Annotated in this window: 12 protein-coding genes; 5 read left to right on the forward strand and 7 right to left on the reverse strand. The window is 70.1% G+C overall.

What is annotated here, in order from left to right:
* On the forward strand, window positions 1–867 hold an 867-nt coding region (locus AOK08_RS36195), incomplete at its 5' end, for a hypothetical protein (protein ID WP_055533938.1).
* 344 nt (window positions 868–1,211) lie between these two features.
* Here the strand turns inward: AOK08_RS36195 and AOK08_RS36200 are convergent.
* From AOK08_RS36200 to AOK08_RS36210, 3 genes are all read right to left on the reverse strand, one after another.
* On the reverse strand, window positions 1,212–2,552 hold the full coding sequence (locus AOK08_RS36200; RefSeq protein WP_055533940.1) for an NsdA family TPR-like regulatory protein: 1,341 nt from the start codon (window positions 2,550–2,552) through the stop codon (window positions 1,212–1,214).
* Window positions 2,553–2,681: 129 nt separating this feature from the next.
* On the reverse strand, window positions 2,682–3,857 hold the full coding sequence (locus AOK08_RS36205) for a serine hydrolase domain-containing protein (RefSeq protein WP_422125800.1): 1,176 nt from the start codon (window positions 3,855–3,857) through the stop codon (window positions 2,682–2,684).
* 120 nt (window positions 3,858–3,977) lie between these two features.
* A complete protein-coding gene (locus AOK08_RS36210) occupies window positions 3,978–4,397 on the reverse strand; it encodes an ATP-binding protein (protein ID WP_241827240.1) in 420 nt (139 codons plus the stop codon).
* A gap of 203 nt (window positions 4,398–4,600) precedes the next feature.
* Here AOK08_RS36210 and AOK08_RS36215 point away from each other — a divergent pair, with 203 nt between their 5' ends.
* Together AOK08_RS36215 and AOK08_RS36220 are read left to right on the forward strand one after the other, a co-directional pair.
* Window positions 4,601–5,482: a helix-turn-helix domain-containing protein gene (locus tag AOK08_RS36215; RefSeq protein WP_055533942.1), complete on the forward strand. Its 882-nt coding sequence runs from the start codon at window positions 4,601–4,603 to the stop codon at window positions 5,480–5,482.
* 4 nt (window positions 5,483–5,486) lie between these two features.
* Window positions 5,487–5,789: a DUF397 domain-containing protein gene (locus AOK08_RS36220; RefSeq protein ID WP_055533944.1), complete on the forward strand. Its 303-nt coding sequence runs from the start codon at window positions 5,487–5,489 to the stop codon at window positions 5,787–5,789.
* Between the two features lie 50 nt (window positions 5,790–5,839).
* On the opposite strand, the gene AOK08_RS36225 is transcribed toward AOK08_RS36220, so the two are convergent.
* Both AOK08_RS36225 and AOK08_RS36230 read right to left on the reverse strand, forming a co-directional pair.
* Window positions 5,840–7,609 (reverse strand): TIGR03767 family metallophosphoesterase, encoded by a 1,770-nt coding sequence (locus tag AOK08_RS36225; protein ID WP_055533946.1) that lies wholly within the window; start codon window positions 7,607–7,609, stop codon window positions 5,840–5,842.
* Window positions 7,610–7,871: 262 nt separating this feature from the next.
* Window positions 7,872–8,336 carry an NUDIX hydrolase gene (locus AOK08_RS36230; RefSeq protein WP_055533948.1) on the reverse strand — a complete coding sequence of 155 codons (465 nt, stop codon included), beginning with the start codon at window positions 8,334–8,336 and terminating at the stop codon, window positions 7,872–7,874.
* Between the two features lie 322 nt (window positions 8,337–8,658).
* Here AOK08_RS36230 and AOK08_RS36235 point away from each other — a divergent pair, with 322 nt between their 5' ends.
* The gene (locus AOK08_RS36235; protein WP_055533950.1) at window positions 8,659–11,967 is read left to right on the forward strand and encodes a S8 family serine peptidase; all 3,309 of its coding nucleotides are present in this window, start codon (window positions 8,659–8,661) and stop codon (window positions 11,965–11,967) included.
* 63 nt (window positions 11,968–12,030) lie between these two features.
* On the opposite strand, the gene AOK08_RS36240 is transcribed toward AOK08_RS36235, so the two are convergent.
* A complete protein-coding gene (locus tag AOK08_RS36240; protein WP_055533952.1) occupies window positions 12,031–12,792 on the reverse strand; it encodes a hypothetical protein in 762 nt (253 codons plus the stop codon).
* A 1-nt stretch (window position 12,793) separates the two neighbouring features.
* A complete protein-coding gene (locus AOK08_RS36245; protein WP_055533953.1) occupies window positions 12,794–13,324 on the reverse strand; it encodes a sigma-70 family RNA polymerase sigma factor in 531 nt (176 codons plus the stop codon).
* 374 nt (window positions 13,325–13,698) lie between these two features.
* On the opposite strand from AOK08_RS36245, the gene AOK08_RS36250 reads away from it, so the two are divergent.
* Complete coding sequence (locus AOK08_RS36250) at window positions 13,699–14,718, forward strand: aspartate-semialdehyde dehydrogenase (RefSeq protein WP_055533955.1); 1,020 nt, start codon at window positions 13,699–13,701, stop codon at window positions 14,716–14,718.
* The last annotated feature ends 131 nt before the right edge of the window (window positions 14,719–14,849 follow it).

Here is a 14,849-nt window from a genome sequence, read left to right on the forward strand (position 1 = left end):
GAGCGGCTGCACGCGGTACTGCTGTACGCGGCGAAGGAGCGGCCCGCGACGGGAGTTCCGGCCCAGCCCGACTCCCAGGAGCCGTACCGGGAGCGCGGCCGTCCGGTCTACGCCGAGGCCATGATCACCGGCCTCGCCGCGCTCGCGCTGCACGGTTTCTCGTCCGCGCCAGCGCTGCTGTCCCTCGACACGTTCGACGTCCTGGTCCCCCGGCTGCGCCGGCTGCGCTCGACGGGCTGCGTCCGCATCGTCCGCTCCTCCGCGCTGCCCGCACCCGAGGTGATCGACGGCCTGCCGGTCGCGCCGGTCGCCCGCGCGCTCGCCGACGCGGTGGCCGGACTCACGGACGCGGGCGCCGTACGCCGGCTGCTGACCGACGCGGTGCGCGGCGGCCACTGTGAACCGGCCTCGGTGGTACGGGAGTTGAACCAGGCCCGGCTGCTGGGCCGCCCGACCGTCGTGGACGCCGTGGACTCCCTGCTCGCGGAGGGCCGGGCGATCGCCGAGGACCGTCTCTACCGGATGGTGCGCGAGTACGGCCTCCCGGACCCGGTGTGGAACGTCGATCTGCGCCTGCCCGGCGGCCCGCACCTCGGCGGCCTCGACGCCTACTGGCCCGACCATGCGGTGGCGGTGGAGCTGGACACGCGCACCCCGCTCCCGGGCCACCGGCAGGAGGACGACGCGCTCTGGTCGGAGTACGCCCAAAAGCGCGAGCACCTGGAGCGGCTGGGCATCACGGTCGTCCATCTCACCCCGCGCAAGCTGCGCGAGGCGCTCGACCAGCAGGCCACTGTCGTACGCACGGCTCTGATGGCGTCGGGGGACCGCGAGCCGGCGGCGTATGTCGTGGTGCTGCCCCGGTAGGGAGGGACGGGAGCAGGACCAGGAGGGGAGAGGAGGGGCCACCGGGAGACCGGGGCCCCTCCTCGTGTTTCCCGGTGCTCTCCGCACCTTGGTTCCGGCCAGGTTCCGCAGAACTCCGCCTCGGTGATCCTCGCGCTGCCCACCGACCAGTCACCTATGCGCGTTAGGGACTTTTCGCCCTTTGTATGACGTATGAGGTGTGACGTACGACTAATGCAACCTGTCGACCGGTCCGGCGAGTCCGCCTCGGCAGGACTCGCCGGACCGGCACATTGTCGATCATGCAGGATCCATTCGATCGCGCTCTCGCCCTCGCGTTCGCGGTGCGATTGCCGTCCGCCGCCTCAGCGCAGGTCGGCGGCCCTGGCAAGCAGCTCGGCGGTGCCCGGGTGACGGCGGTGGGGGTTCAGGAGGCGGCGCATGTCGTGCAGGCGGCGGGTGACGCGGATGGAGTGCAGGGAGGGGGCCTCGGCGAGGAAGGTGTGCCAGTGGGTGAGGGCTGCGTCGAGGTGGCCCCGGGCGAGAAGGGTTTCGGCGAGGCGGGCGCGGGTGAGGGTGCCGGCCTGGAGTTCGGCGGGGGCGCGTAGGCGCAGGGAGGCGGACAGCGCGCCGGTGGCGCCCGCTTTGTCGCCGAGGGCGGCGAGGGTCTGGGCGCGCTGGTAGCGCAGGGCGCCGGCCGGATAGTGGGTGAACGGCCCCGGGGCGGAGTGTGCCCTTTCGTAGAGGCGTTCGGAGGCCGCGAGCGCGGTGAGGGCGGCGTGTCTGTCGTGGTGGGCCTGCATCACGGCCAGATGGGCCTGGGCGTAGGCGGCGACGATGGGCGCGGCGGTGCGGGTGGCGTCCGCGGCGCGCTGCGCGAGGTTGAGGACGGCGACCGTGTGGTGGCCCAGGTCGTGGGCGTGGGCGGACATGGTGCGCAGCGCGATGGCGAAGGTGGCCGTGTCGCCCGCCTCGGTGGCCAGTCGGGCGGCGGTGCGGTGGTAGTGCTGGGCGAGCGCGTCCGCCCCGTCACCGGCGGACATGGTGCCGAGCAGCACGGTCAGTTGGGCGGCACCGGACAGCAGGCCGCGGTGCACGGTCTCGGTGGCGCCGGTCTGGAGGTAGCCGGTGACGTCGCGGCTGAGGTAGGCCGCGAGCGCGGTGCGTACATGGCCGGGCCCGTGGGCCTCGGCGGCCTCGGCGAAGACCCGGGCCATGGTCCGCATCTGCTCCACCTCGGCCTGCCCCGCCCGGCCCCTCCCACGGCGTGCACCGGGGGCCGGTCCGGCGGGCGGTTTGCCGTGCGGCCAGGCGTCGGGCACGGCGAGGGCGGCCAGACTGAAGACCCCGGCGCCGAGCAGATGGCGCCGGGACGGGTCGAGGTCGGCACCGGTGAGGGTGGACAACTGGCGCAACGGGTCAGCCTCCCAGGACACGATCGGCGCGGTGGGCGGCGCGTCGCTCAGGCCCGCCTCCACCGCGCCGACGGGCCGCCCGAGACGCCGCGACAGCACCTCCAGCAGCAGTGCGGGCGCGGGCGGCCGGGGTGTGGTGCCGGACAGCCAGCGCGAGACCATCGACCGGTCGTACGCCAGCTGCCGGCCGTGTTCCACGGCCGCCTGCCGCAGGGCGGCGGCGAGTTGGGCGCCGTTCCAGTCCGCCTCCGCGAGCAGCGCCCGCAGACGGGTGTTGGGCGATGCGGGCACGTCGTCCTCCCCGGCTCCGGTCTGCCGGGACGGTGCACTGGTTGTACCCGGCGTCGGCCCGTCTTCAACTGCCCGCACGGCGTGTTGGGTTGGGTTGGGTTCAGCCGCGCACACCGGTGAGGATGTCGCCTACTCCTTTCCGCAGTACTCCGCCTCTACGACCTTCATCGAGTCGCCACTCCAGTCGCCGTTGAAGTTGAAGGCGAGGGAATGCTTGCCGTCGGCCGTGGTGACCGCCCCGGAGGTGGAACCGTGGATGCCGCCGCCGTGCCCCCAGACGGTGATCCCGCAGCTCAGCTTGTTCTCGATCAGCCCGAGCCCGTAGCGCCCGTCGACCACCTCGGCGGGCACGGTCGTCCTCATCTCGGCGAGCTGCTTGGCGGGCAGTACCTTGCCGCCCAGCAGGGCCGAGTAGAAGCGGTTCAGATCACCGGAGTTGGTGATGATCTCGCCGGCGGAGTTCGCGATCGACGGGTTCAGCTCGGTGACGTCGTAGATCTTGCCGTTGGCGTTCTCGGCGAGCGGTGAGTAGGCGCGGCTGCTGGGCTGAGGGACGGTGGGGTTCGTACCCGGCATGTACGTGCCGTGCAGCCCGAGCGGCTTGATGACGCGCCGCCGGACCTCGTCGCCGTACGACTTGCCGGTCACCTTCTTGATGACCATCCCGGCGACCGTGTAGTTGGTGTTCGAGTAGCTCCAGCTCGTGCCCGGGGCGAACGTGGGCTTGTGCCCCATGGCGACCTTGACGATCTCGTCGGGCGTCCAGGTGCGGTACCTGTTCTTGAAGAAGCCGTCCGCGAGGAAGACGTCGGTCGCGAATTTCTCGTCACTGGTGTAGTCGAAGATGCCGCTGGTGTGGTTGAGGAGCTGACGGATCGTGATCTTCCGCCCGTCGTGCCCGTTGCCGCGCACGACCCCGGGCAGCCACTTGTCGACGGTGTCGTCGAGCGACACCCGCCCCTCCGCCTCCAGTTGAAGCAGAACGGTCGCGATGAAGGTCTTCGTGATGCTGCCCGCCCGGAAGTTGTCGCGGGCGCTGCGCGGCTGTCCGGTCCTGAGGTTGCCGACTCCCTCGGTCGCCTTCCAGACGCCGTGCCGGTCCTTGGCCTGAAGGGCGACGCCGGGTACGCCGTCCGCGACGGCGGCTTTCACGGCCTCTCGGGTGGCCTGGTGACCGCCGCCCTGTCCGGCCGGTGCCGCCGCCGCCATCGCGGGCGCCGCGAATGTGCCTGCCACGACGGCGATCACCGCCGCCATCCCGACGAGCTTCTTGCCCCGCGTGCCCTGCCTCTTGCTGAGTGACATGCAGCTCCCCTTAGTTCCAGTCGTACACGACCGTCGGCGCGTCCTCGCCGAGTGTCGGTCGGGGGGAGGGACCCGGCGGGCAGGCACGAGGTTGCCCGGGGCGGGAGGGTTGGGCGCGTTTCAGCCTTTGGGGGCGCCGAGGCGCGCTCGCACGGTTTTTCCGACACCGGCCCGCAGGAACCAGTCCAGGGAATCGGCGAGCTGCCTTACGACGATCAGTCCGCGTCCTCGTTCACTGAGGTCCCTCGGCCTGACCGCCGGGAACACGAGCGCGGGGTCAGACACTTCGATGCTGAGCACCCCGTCGTCCAACTCCAGGAGGCGCAACCGCAGTTCGTGGCCGGGGATTCTGCCGTGCACCACGGCGTTGGCGACGAGCTCCGAGGTGACGAGGACGGCGTCCTCGATGTCGCCGGGCCAGTTCCACATGGTGAGGCGACGGCGGACGTGGAGCCGGGCGAGGCGAACGCTACGGAGGGTCATGGGGTAGCCCGTGGTCCAGTCGTGCGTGAGGAGGGCGCTGGACTGAGGGTCGGACACGGGGATTCCCTTCGAGATGGGGGCTTCCCAAATAGCGTGTTCGCGCAGGCAGCAGCACACAATCGAACATCGTGCAGATTATTCAGTGCAGCCACATTGGACTATGCCCGAATCTGCACAAGCGGCTGCGGGAGCACGACACGGACTGTCACACTCGGTACAGCACGAGCAACAGTAAGTACTGCGGCACGGAGGCGGTGCACATGGCAGCGAAGCGCGGGCGGACGGCCCAGCGGCTCGAACTTGGGCTTCAACTGCGCCAATTGCGCGAGAACTGCGACGGCGGTGACCGGGGTGTCGGGCTCACCCGACGGCAGGCGGTGCAGGGGTTGCGCATCTCGGAGGCATCCCTGCAACGGATCGAGACGGGGGCTTTGAACTTCCGTTACGTGGGCGACCTCCGGAGACTCCTCGCCAAGTACGGCGTCTCCGACGAAGACGTCATCGACTCCCTGATCAACCTCAACAGGGACTCCAACCAGCAGGATTGGCTCACGCAGTACCGGGGGTTGATGCCTGCCGGGATGCCGGGGTTCGTGGGGCTTGAGCCCGAGGCCCAGTCCATGAAGGCGTACCACCCGACGCTGGTGTACGGCCTGCTCCAGACCCAGCGCTACAGCCAAGTCGTGCACGAGGTGCAGAAGCCCATTGAGGAGTACACGTCGGAGGCCATTCGAAGTAGCGTTGAGCTACGGATGAAGCGCCAGGAGGTCCTCACTCGGGAGAACCCTCTGAAGCTCCACGTCATCTTGGGAGAGGCCGCCTTGCGGTATCCGATCGGGGGTACCGATGTCATCCGCGAACAGTTCGCGCGGATCGAGGAGTTGTCGGGATGGGACCACATCATCGTCCAGGTACTGCCGTTCCGGCCCAGCTACCGCTCGACCAACGACTTCGCCATCCTCGACTTCGGCAACGAGCTGCCGCCACGAGTCCAGGCCGACAGCGGCTGGGGTTCCGTATCCACCTCGGACAAGCCTCGTGAAGTCGACCGGTTCAGCCGGCGGTTCAACGCCATGACAGCATCGGCGCTGCCACCCGAGGACACGCCCGCTTTTTTGCACCGACTGGAACGAGAGCTGTAGACCCATGCATTCGCACCCCATCGCGCCCGAACTCGCCCCAGAGAACGCCTGGTTCAAGTCGTCCTACAGCGATGCGATGCAGAACTGCGTCGAGGCAGCCCTCATCACCCCGGCGCAGGCCTGGTTCAAGTCGTCCTACAGCGACGGCACGGGCCAGAACTGTGTCGAGGCCAGCCGCTTCGCCCCTCCCACCGGCATAGCCATCCGCGACTCCAAGAACGCCACCGGCCCCGCCCTCCGCCTCGGCCCCGCCCCCTGGAGGGCCTTCGTCACGCACCTCTGTGAAGGGCCGTCCACCCAGGTCTGAGCAGACGACAGTGGCCGCCGGGCCGGGGATGTCCGGCGGCCCGGTTGCCGTCAGCCCTTCTTCAGCACCAGCTCCACATTCCGGTCCCCCGCGCCCCCCGACAGATCCGTCCTCGCCCCCGGCGCGTTGAACGACAGCTCCCGGTACAGCGCCGCCAGGCCCGTCTGGGAGAGGTCCGTGTAGTCCGTGCGGTGCGGGGCCGCCGATTCGACGAGTGTCGTGAACAGCGACAGGGTGCCGTCGTTGTTGTCCACCAGCTCGATGACGCGGGCCAGTTGGGGGAAGTCGATGTGCGAGGCCGTCGAGATCTCCCAGAACGAGTGGTTGTCCGGGGCCGAGTGCGCCGTGATGACATTGCGGTGGATGTGGCCGTTCACCCAGGCCAGCACGTTGCGGTGGCTGGCGAGGAGGGCGACCACGGCCCCGCCGTCGTAGCGCCGGTCGGCCGGGTTGGCCGGGTCGATGTGGGTGTTGGTCATCGAGTCGCTGGTGTGGTGGCTGAAGACGATGGCGTACGAGCCGTCCTTCGCGCTCTGCCGCAGCGTCCGGTCCAGCCAGCGCACCTGGGCCGCGCCGATCGAGCCCTGGTAGTGGCCGCCCGGGTCGGTGGTGTCGATGCTGATGCCGATGACGTCGTCCGAGATGCGGAACGTGTAGTACTGCGTGCCCGCGTCCAGGTTGGCGGACGAGTAGCCGTGGCCCACCGGGCCGACACCCCGGTACGCCGGGTCCAGATGCGCCTTCAGATACTCCGCCCGGGTGAACGGGGCCCGCTTCTCGTCCGGGGTGACCGAGCGCAGGTCGCGCGCGTGGGCCTTGAGCAGGTGCCGGAGCTGGATGCCGGTCGGGTCGTCGGAGCTCCTGATCTGGTCCTGGAGCACCTTGCTGGCCGCCGCCGGCAGATCCATCAGCTTCTTGCCGCCGACCGCGAAGTCGGTGAGGAAGGGGTCGCGCTGGGAGGCGTAGCAGCCCATGGGCAGGGAGTCGTGGTTGCCGACCGTCGAGTACCAGGGCAGGTTCAGGCCGGGGCTGCGCACCTCCCGGATCGCCGCCTCCAGGAAGCCCTCGATGCGCGGGAAGCCCTGCCGCTTGTCGAAGTCACGGGTGGGCGAGTCGGGCTGCCAGTAGAGGGGCAGGCCGCTGCTCTGGACGCCCTCGTAGTGGCGCGGGTCCCCGGTGTTCGGCGTCATCCGGCCGCCGCTCATCACCTTCATGAACCACTCCAGCTCGGAGTGCGCGTTGTTGTCCGTGTTGTCGCCGGTCGTCATCACGAAGTGGAGGGGGGAGCCGGTGACCGGGGCTCCGCGCAGCGCGTTGATCCGCTCGACCAGCGAGGTCGCGCCCTGCACCGACAGCGCCTCGTGCGGGCGCCAGGCGTGCGGGTCGGCCGAGCGCATGTACTCCATACGCAGCGGGTGCTGTACGTCGGTCAGGTGAAGGTCCGTGAACTGGACGAAGGCCGCCATCGTGGTCCGCCGGGTGGCGCGGGACGCGCTCGGCGACGCCAGTTCCGTACGTACCACCCGCTCCCACGCCGGGCCGGCGCCCAGGCGCCGGTAGCCGCCCGTGCCGATGGGCGCGGAGACCGAGTTGAGCGTGGTGCCCCGGATGGACGGGGCGGGTGCGGCCGGCGGTGCCTGGTGGGGCGCGGCCACCGGGGCGTCGGAGGCCGCGGCTTCGGCCACCGTGGCGGCCTGGCTGTCACTGGGCCGCAGCGCGTAGCCGACGCCCGCCGAGACGGACACCGCCCCGGCCGCGGCGAGTACGGAACGTCGGTTGACCCCCGGCTTGGGGCTGGCGACAGAGCGTGTGCGCGACATGGCGCGGTCTCCCCGAGTGCGAACGCGTCGGAAGTGGTCACGGGTGATCGCAGTCGCGAACATCCCGCTCACCCTGGATGCTTGGCACCGGGAATGACCTGCGCGTGAACGAGGCGGCAACGCGTGACGCCGATCTCCGTACGTGGATCTTGGGCCCCCCGGCCCGTTCGCGACCGCACGGCAAACGGCTCGGATCCGGTCACGCCGTGTTCATTTTCCGGGGTACCGGACCACCGACGCCCGGGTACTCGACCCCCGTCGTTCAGCTCCGCGTTCCGGCCTTGGCGGCCCGTCCCGTGACCGGCCGCTCCAGCCACAGCTCCAGCCCGATGTCCACCATCCGGACCTTCTTCAGCTTCTCCAGCGCGCCCAGGTCGTGCCAGGCGGCCAGGTCCGTGGAGCCGTTCACCTCGGGGCGCAGCTCGCCGCCGGTCACCATGCCCTCGTACACCAGTCGTACGGAGTGGTGGTCCTCCGGGGGCCGCAGGCGGGACGTGAACGTACGGCGGACGGAGTCGACGCCCAGCAGGCCCGTCACGTCGATGCGGTAGCCCGTCTCCTCCAGGAGCTCGCGGCGGACCGTGTCGTAGGGGTCCTCGCCGTGTTCCATGCCGCCGCCCGGCAGCACCCACTCGTGGCCGCCCTCCCCGTCGGGGCTACGGGCGAGCAGTATCTGTCCGTTGCGGACAACGACGGCGTAGGCGGCGACCCGCAGCGTCTTGCTCATACGGGGACGGTAGCGCGCGGGGCCGGAATGTTCAGGTGGATTGTCGCCGAGGGCCGCTGGGCACGATCGGGACATCAAGCGCAAATGGCCTATCACGCACACCCGCTGCGAAGCAGCGCAATTAGGACTCCATGCAGTCAAAGCGCATCGCGGGTTTTCCCCACACGTTCATATACTTTCGGTCAACCATCCCCAAACATCCGTCCCTTACGTAAAGCTATGTGATCGTCCGGCTCCGCATTCCGGATGCTCTTGGCCAAGGTCGATCAATTCGATCAACTCGGCCGATCAACGCACGCTCCTTTACCTACAAGGGATGCCGATGACCTTCACCTCTCAGCGCGCACCGATCTCGGGTGCGAGACGTGTGGCGCGCATAGCCGCGGCCGCCGGACTGGTGGCCGCGCTCTCCGCGGCGGGACCCATACCCCTGGCCTTCGCCGCGGACCCGGCGACGGGCGTGACCCCGTCCGACGGCCCCCTCAAGTCGGCCGACGCCAAGCTCGGTTCCGACGACGCCGCGCTTCTCTCCGAGGCCAAGGCCGACGGAGACAAGACCGTCACCCTGATGGTCGCCACCGCGCCGGGCCAGACCGAGCAGGTCGCCTCGCAGCTCGACGCGGTGAAGGGCGGCCTCGTCGGCCGGACCTTCGACAAGGTCGGCTACGTCCGCGCCACCGTCCCCACCGCCCAGGCGGACAAGGCCATCGCCGCCGCCGTCAAGCTCCCCTCCGTGCACGGGATCGACCTCCGCCAGGACATCCCGCTGGACGACCCGTCGCCGGCCGCCGACACCGCCTCCGCCCCCCAGGCGGGTGCCGGCAAGACCTACGCCGCGCCGGACAGCACGACTCCCGCCAAGAACCCGTACAACCCGTCCTTCGAGACGGGCGCCGTCGACTTCGTGAAGAAGAACCCGAAGGCGGACGGCCGCGGCATCACCATCGGCATCCTCGACTCCGGTGTGGACCTGGCGCACCCCGCGCTGCAGAAGACCACCACCGGCGAGCGCAAGATCGTCGACTGGGTCACGTCCACCGACCCGGTCAACGACAACGACGGCAGCTGGCTGCGGCAGACGAAGACGGTCGCCGGTCCGGCCTTCTCCGTCACCACGGCCGCCCAGGGCACCGAGGACTTCACGGCGCCGGCCGGCACCTACAAGTTCAGCTACTTCGCCGAGTCCGTCACCGCGGGCGGCGACGAAAAGGGCGACGTCAACCGCGACGGCGACACGACCGACGTCTGGGGCGTGCTGTACGACGCCGCCGCGGGCACGGTCACCGTCGACGTGAACGACAACCACGACTTCACCGACGACACGCCGATGAAGCCGTACAAGGACGGCTACCAGATCGGCTACTTCGGGACGGACGACCCGGCGACCGATGTCGCCGAGCGCATCCCGTTCGTCGTCGAGATCCGCAAGGACGTCGTCTACAACGCGGCCGGTGCCAAGGCCGACTACGCCAACATCGGCATCATCGCGTCCGAGCACGGCACCCACGTCGCCGGTATCACCGCGGCGAACAGCCTGTTCGGCGGCAAGATGAACGGTGCCGCGCCCGGCGCCAAGATCGTCTCGTCCCGCGCCTGTGTCTTCGGTCCGGGCTGCACCAACGTCGCGCTGACCGAGGGCATGATCGACCTCGTCGTCAACCGTGGCGTCGACATCGTCAACATGTCGATCGGCGGCCTCCCGGCGCTGAACGACGGCAACAACGCGCGCGCCGAGCTGTACACGCGTCTCATCGACACGTACGGCGTGCAGCTGGTCATCTCGGCCGGTAACTCCGGGCCCGGCGCCAACACGATCGGCGACCCCGGTCTGGCCGACAAGGTCATCTCGGTCGGCGCGTCCATCTCCAAGGAGACCTGGGCGTCCAACTACGGCTCGGTCGTGTCGAAGAAGTACGCGATGATGCCGTTCTCGTCGCGCGGCCCGCGTGAGGACGGCGGCTTCACGCCGACGATCACCGCGCCCGGCGCCTCGATCAACACCACGCAGACCTGGCTGCCCGGCTCCCCGGTCGCCCAGGCGGGCTACACCCTCCCGGCCGGCTACTCGATGCTCCAGGGCACCTCGATGGCGTCCCCGCAGGCCGCCGGTGCCTCGGCGCTGCTGCTGTCGGCCGCCAAGCAGAAGGGCATCGCCGTCACCCCGGCCGCCCTGCGCACGGCCCTGGTCACGCACGCCGACCACATCAAGGGTGCGCAGGCGTACGAGGAGGGCGCGGGCCTCATCAACATCGTGGACGCGTGGAAGGCCCTCGGGTCCGACTCCACCACCCACGACTACACCGTCAAGGCCCCGGTCGACACCGCGCTCGACCAGAAGCTGAAGACCCCCGGCTTCGGCACCGGCCTCTACGACCGCGAGGGCGGCCTCAAGGTCGGCGTCAGCAAGACGTACGACATCACCGTGACGCGTACGTCCGGTCCCGCCAAGGCGATCCGGCACGAGCTGCGCTTCAGGAACAACGCCGGTCGCACCTTCGAGATCGCCGGCAAGGACGATGTCTGGCTGGAGCTGAACAAGCCGGTCACCGTCAAGGTCACCGCGAGGTCGAAGACGGCCGGCATCAAGAGCGCCATCCTCGAACTCAACGACCCGGAGACCGAGGGCGTCGACAAGCAGATCCTGACCACGGTCGTGGTCTCCGCGCCGCTCAAGTACACGTTCTCCGCGTCGGACTCGGTGCAGCGCAACAGCAACAAGTCCTACTTCCTGACCGTGCCCGAGGGCGCCAGGACCCTTGAGGTCGCGATCAGCGGCCTCGCGGCCACCAGCCAGACCCGGTTCATCTCGATCCACCCGTACGGTGTCGCGGTCGAGGACACGGGCACGCCGTACTGCTACAGCAACTACCCGAACACCAACGGCTGCGCGCCGGACGTGCGTTCGTACCCGAACCCGCAGGCAGGCGTCTGGGAGATCGAGGTCGAGTCGCGCCGTACGTCGCCGCTGCTCGACAACCCGTACAAGCTGGACGCCACCGTCCTGGGCGCGACCTTCGACCCGGAGGTCATGACCGTTCCCGAGGCCAAGGTCGGTACCCCGATCGCCGCCTCCTGGAAGCTGACGAACAACCTCGCCCCGGTCGACGGCAAGCTGGCCGGCAGCACGCTGGGCTCCTCCCTGAACGCCCGTCCGACCATCGCCCAGAACGAGACCCGGACGACCACGGTCGAGGTGCCCGCGGGCGCCGCGTCCCTGAACGTCGCCATCGGCAAGGTCTCGGACCCGGCGGCCGACCTCGACCTGTTCGTGTACGACGCGGCGGGCAAGGAAGTCGGCAACTCGGCCGACGGCGACTCGGAGGAGGCGGTCTCCATCGCCTCGCCCGCCGCCGGTACGTACACCATCCAGGTCGTCGGCTACTCGGTTCCGACCGGCTCGACCGCGTACGACTACCAGGACGTCTTCTACTCGCCCTCCCTGGGCTCCATCCAGGTCGCCGACACCCCGGTGAAGCTCGGCACGGACGCCTCGGCGACCGTCTCCGGCACCATCGTCGCCTCGGCGCCCGCGCCGGCGGGCCGTGAGTTCTTCGGCCAGGTGTCCCTGGTGAACGCGCACGGCACGGTCGCCGGTACGGCCACCGTGAAGATCGAGAAGGTCACGCCGTAACGGCGGTACGACCACGGGGGCGGGCGTCCGGTACCTGGTACCGGGCGCCCGCCCCTTCGCCGTTCACCGGCGCTCGCACTGGAGAGTGCGCGAGGCAGGCAGGGCGGCCGTGATCCAGGCCAGTTCGACGGCGATCCGCCCCTCGCCGACGGTCCAGGTGTCGGGGGACACGGCGTCCGCCGGGATGCCGATCAGGGTGTCGTCGCCCTTGGTGAGCCTCGGATCGACGTCCTGGTCCATCAGGAACGTCACCTCGGCCGGGCCCTTGTCCGGCTTGTAGTACCGGTTCACGCGCAGGGTGATCCGGTCCTGGCCGGCGTCCGGTCCCGGGTCGACGGCGGTGACCGTGCCCTCGACGACCAGACGGGCGCAGGCGAGGTACCGGGCTCCGCCGCTCTTGGCGCCCGCGCCGCCGTTCTGCGGGGTGACGGTGGCGGACGTCCCGGTGTCGGCCTTCCAACCCGCCCCCGAGTCCTCGGCCCCGTTCCCGGCCTGCGAGACGAGCCACGCCGACCCCGCGAACAGGGTGCCCACGGCGGTCACGCCCACGACGCCGAGGGCGAGGGTGCGCAGGGGACGCCGGTACGGGCGTTCCCGTACGGGAATCCGGGCCGGCCTTCGCACCGGCTCCGGTTCCGTGTGTTCCTGTTCCTGATGTGCCAGCGCGCCCCCGATGAGCCCCAACTGCTCGCGCAGCAGGGCCACATCGGCCGCCGCCGACCAGTGCTCGGCCATGAAGTCGGCGTCCGTGAGGGCCTCTTCGGGCAGCGGATCGTCCGTCAGCGCGGCCATCAGCGCGTCGATACCGTCGTATTCGGCGGCCATCTCACACCACCTCGTCCTCGTGCAGGCGGGCGCGCAGTGCCCGTACCGCCATGTGCAGCCTGCTCTTGACCGTGCCCTCCGGGATGCCCAGTTCCTCGGCGATCCCGCGTACCGGCAGGTCGGCGTAGAAGCGCAGGACCACTACCTGGCGCTGGGGGTCGGGCAGGTCGTCGAGCCCCCGGGCGACGGCGAGGGAGAGCAGGCTCGTCTCCTCGCCGGAGGGGTGGGCCACCGGCTGGCGCAGGGAGGCGAGCCGCTCCCCGAGCCGTTCCTGGCGGCGCTTGGCCCGATGCCAGTCCATGGCGAGGTTGGAGGCGACGACCGCCGCCCACGCCGAGACGTCGCGCGGTGCCTCGTGTCCGTTCGCGGTGCGTTCCAGCAGCCGCAGGCGGACCTGCTGTACCCCGTCCAGCAGGTCCGCCTGCGGCACGCCCCCGAGGGCGAGCACCGCCCGGACCCTGCGCTCCTGCGCCGGGTCCAGCGGGTCGCCGCGGCCGTCCTCCTGGACGCGCCGGGCCTTTCTGCGCAGCACAGCACCCTCCCCCTCGCCGCGTTTCTCCTAGGACGCCGGGGGCGCCCGGAACGTTCGGCGGGCTTACGGTCGTGGAGGAGACGTACGTCACATCGGGGACGGGTGGGACTCGGGCCCCGCTTCTCCCCGGTCGGTCCAGGCCCGTACAGCTTGCGTCCGGGCGTCCCCGGCGGGCGGGTTTCTCCAGCTCAGGGTGGGTGCGGCCGAAGGATCGCAACCGGTGGCCATGCCCTTTCCGTCCCACTCCTCGGGCATGCCGGGCAAAGAATTGGACATGTCGCCCCGGGTGGGACGCATGATGGAAACGTGCCGGTCACGCAATCGGTCAGGCCGCGATCGGTCACGCAATACAGCGCCATACAGAAGGAGTCGCCGTGAGGGTCGGAATCGTCGGAGCCACCGGGCAGGTCGGCACGGTCATGCGCAGGATCCTCGTCGAGCGTGAGTTCGAGGTCAGCGAGCTGCGGCTGTTCGCGTCGGCTCGGTCGGCGGGTTCCGTCCTCGACGGTGTGACGGTGGAGGACGCGGCGACGGCCGACTACACCGGCCTTGACATCGTGCTGTTCTCGGCGGGCGGCACCACCTCGAAGGCGCTGGCGGAGAAGGTCGCCGCGCAGGGTGCCGTGGTGATCGACAACTCGTCGGCGTGGCGCCGGGACCCGGACGTACCCCTGGTCGTCTCCGAGGTGAACCCGCACGCGATCGCCGACCGCCCCAAGGGCATCATCGCCAACCCGAACTGCACGACGATGGCCGCCATGCCGGTCCTGCGGCCGCTGCACGACGAGGCGGGCCTCGAAGCGCTGGTCGTCGCGACCTACCAGGCGGTGTCCGGTTCGGGTGTGGCGGGTGTGGCCGAGCTGCACGGGCAGGCGCTGAAGGTCGTCGCCGACGCGGACAAGCTCACGCACGACGGTTCGGCGGTCGACTTCCCCGAGCCGCACGTGTACAAGCGGCCGATCGCCTTCAATGTGCTGCCGCTGGCGGGGAGTGTGGTGGACGACGGCTCGTTCGAGACGGACGAGGAGCAGAAGCTGCGCAACGAGTCCCGCAAGATCCTGGAGATTCCGGGGCTGAAGGTGTCCGGTACGTGTGTCCGGGTGCCGGTGTTCTCGGGGCACTCGCTCCAGGTGAACGCGCGGTTCGCGCGTCCGCTGTCGGTGGCGCGGGCGACGGAGCTGCTGGCGGACGCGCCCGGTGTCACCCTGTCGGAGATCCCGACCCCCCTTCAGGCCGCCGGTCAGGACGCGTCGTTCGTGGGGCGGATCCGCGCGGACGAGACGTCGGAGAACGGGCTCGCGTTCTTCGTCTCCAACGACAACCTGCGCAAGGGCGCTGCGCTGAACGCGGTACAGATCGCGGAGCTGGTGGCGGCGGAGCTGAGCGGTAAGTAGTCCTTTTTTCGCCCCCGCCGCCCCTACCCGTCCCGTCCCTTCTGGGGGCTGCGCCCCCAGACCCCCCTTCGCGCTGAACGCGCTCGTCCTCAATCGCCGGACAGGCTGACTACCCAGCCCGTCCGGCGTTT

This window comes from Streptomyces graminilatus (genome assembly GCF_001418565.1).
Classification (GTDB): domain Bacteria; phylum Actinomycetota; class Actinomycetes; order Streptomycetales; family Streptomycetaceae; genus Streptomyces; species Streptomyces graminilatus.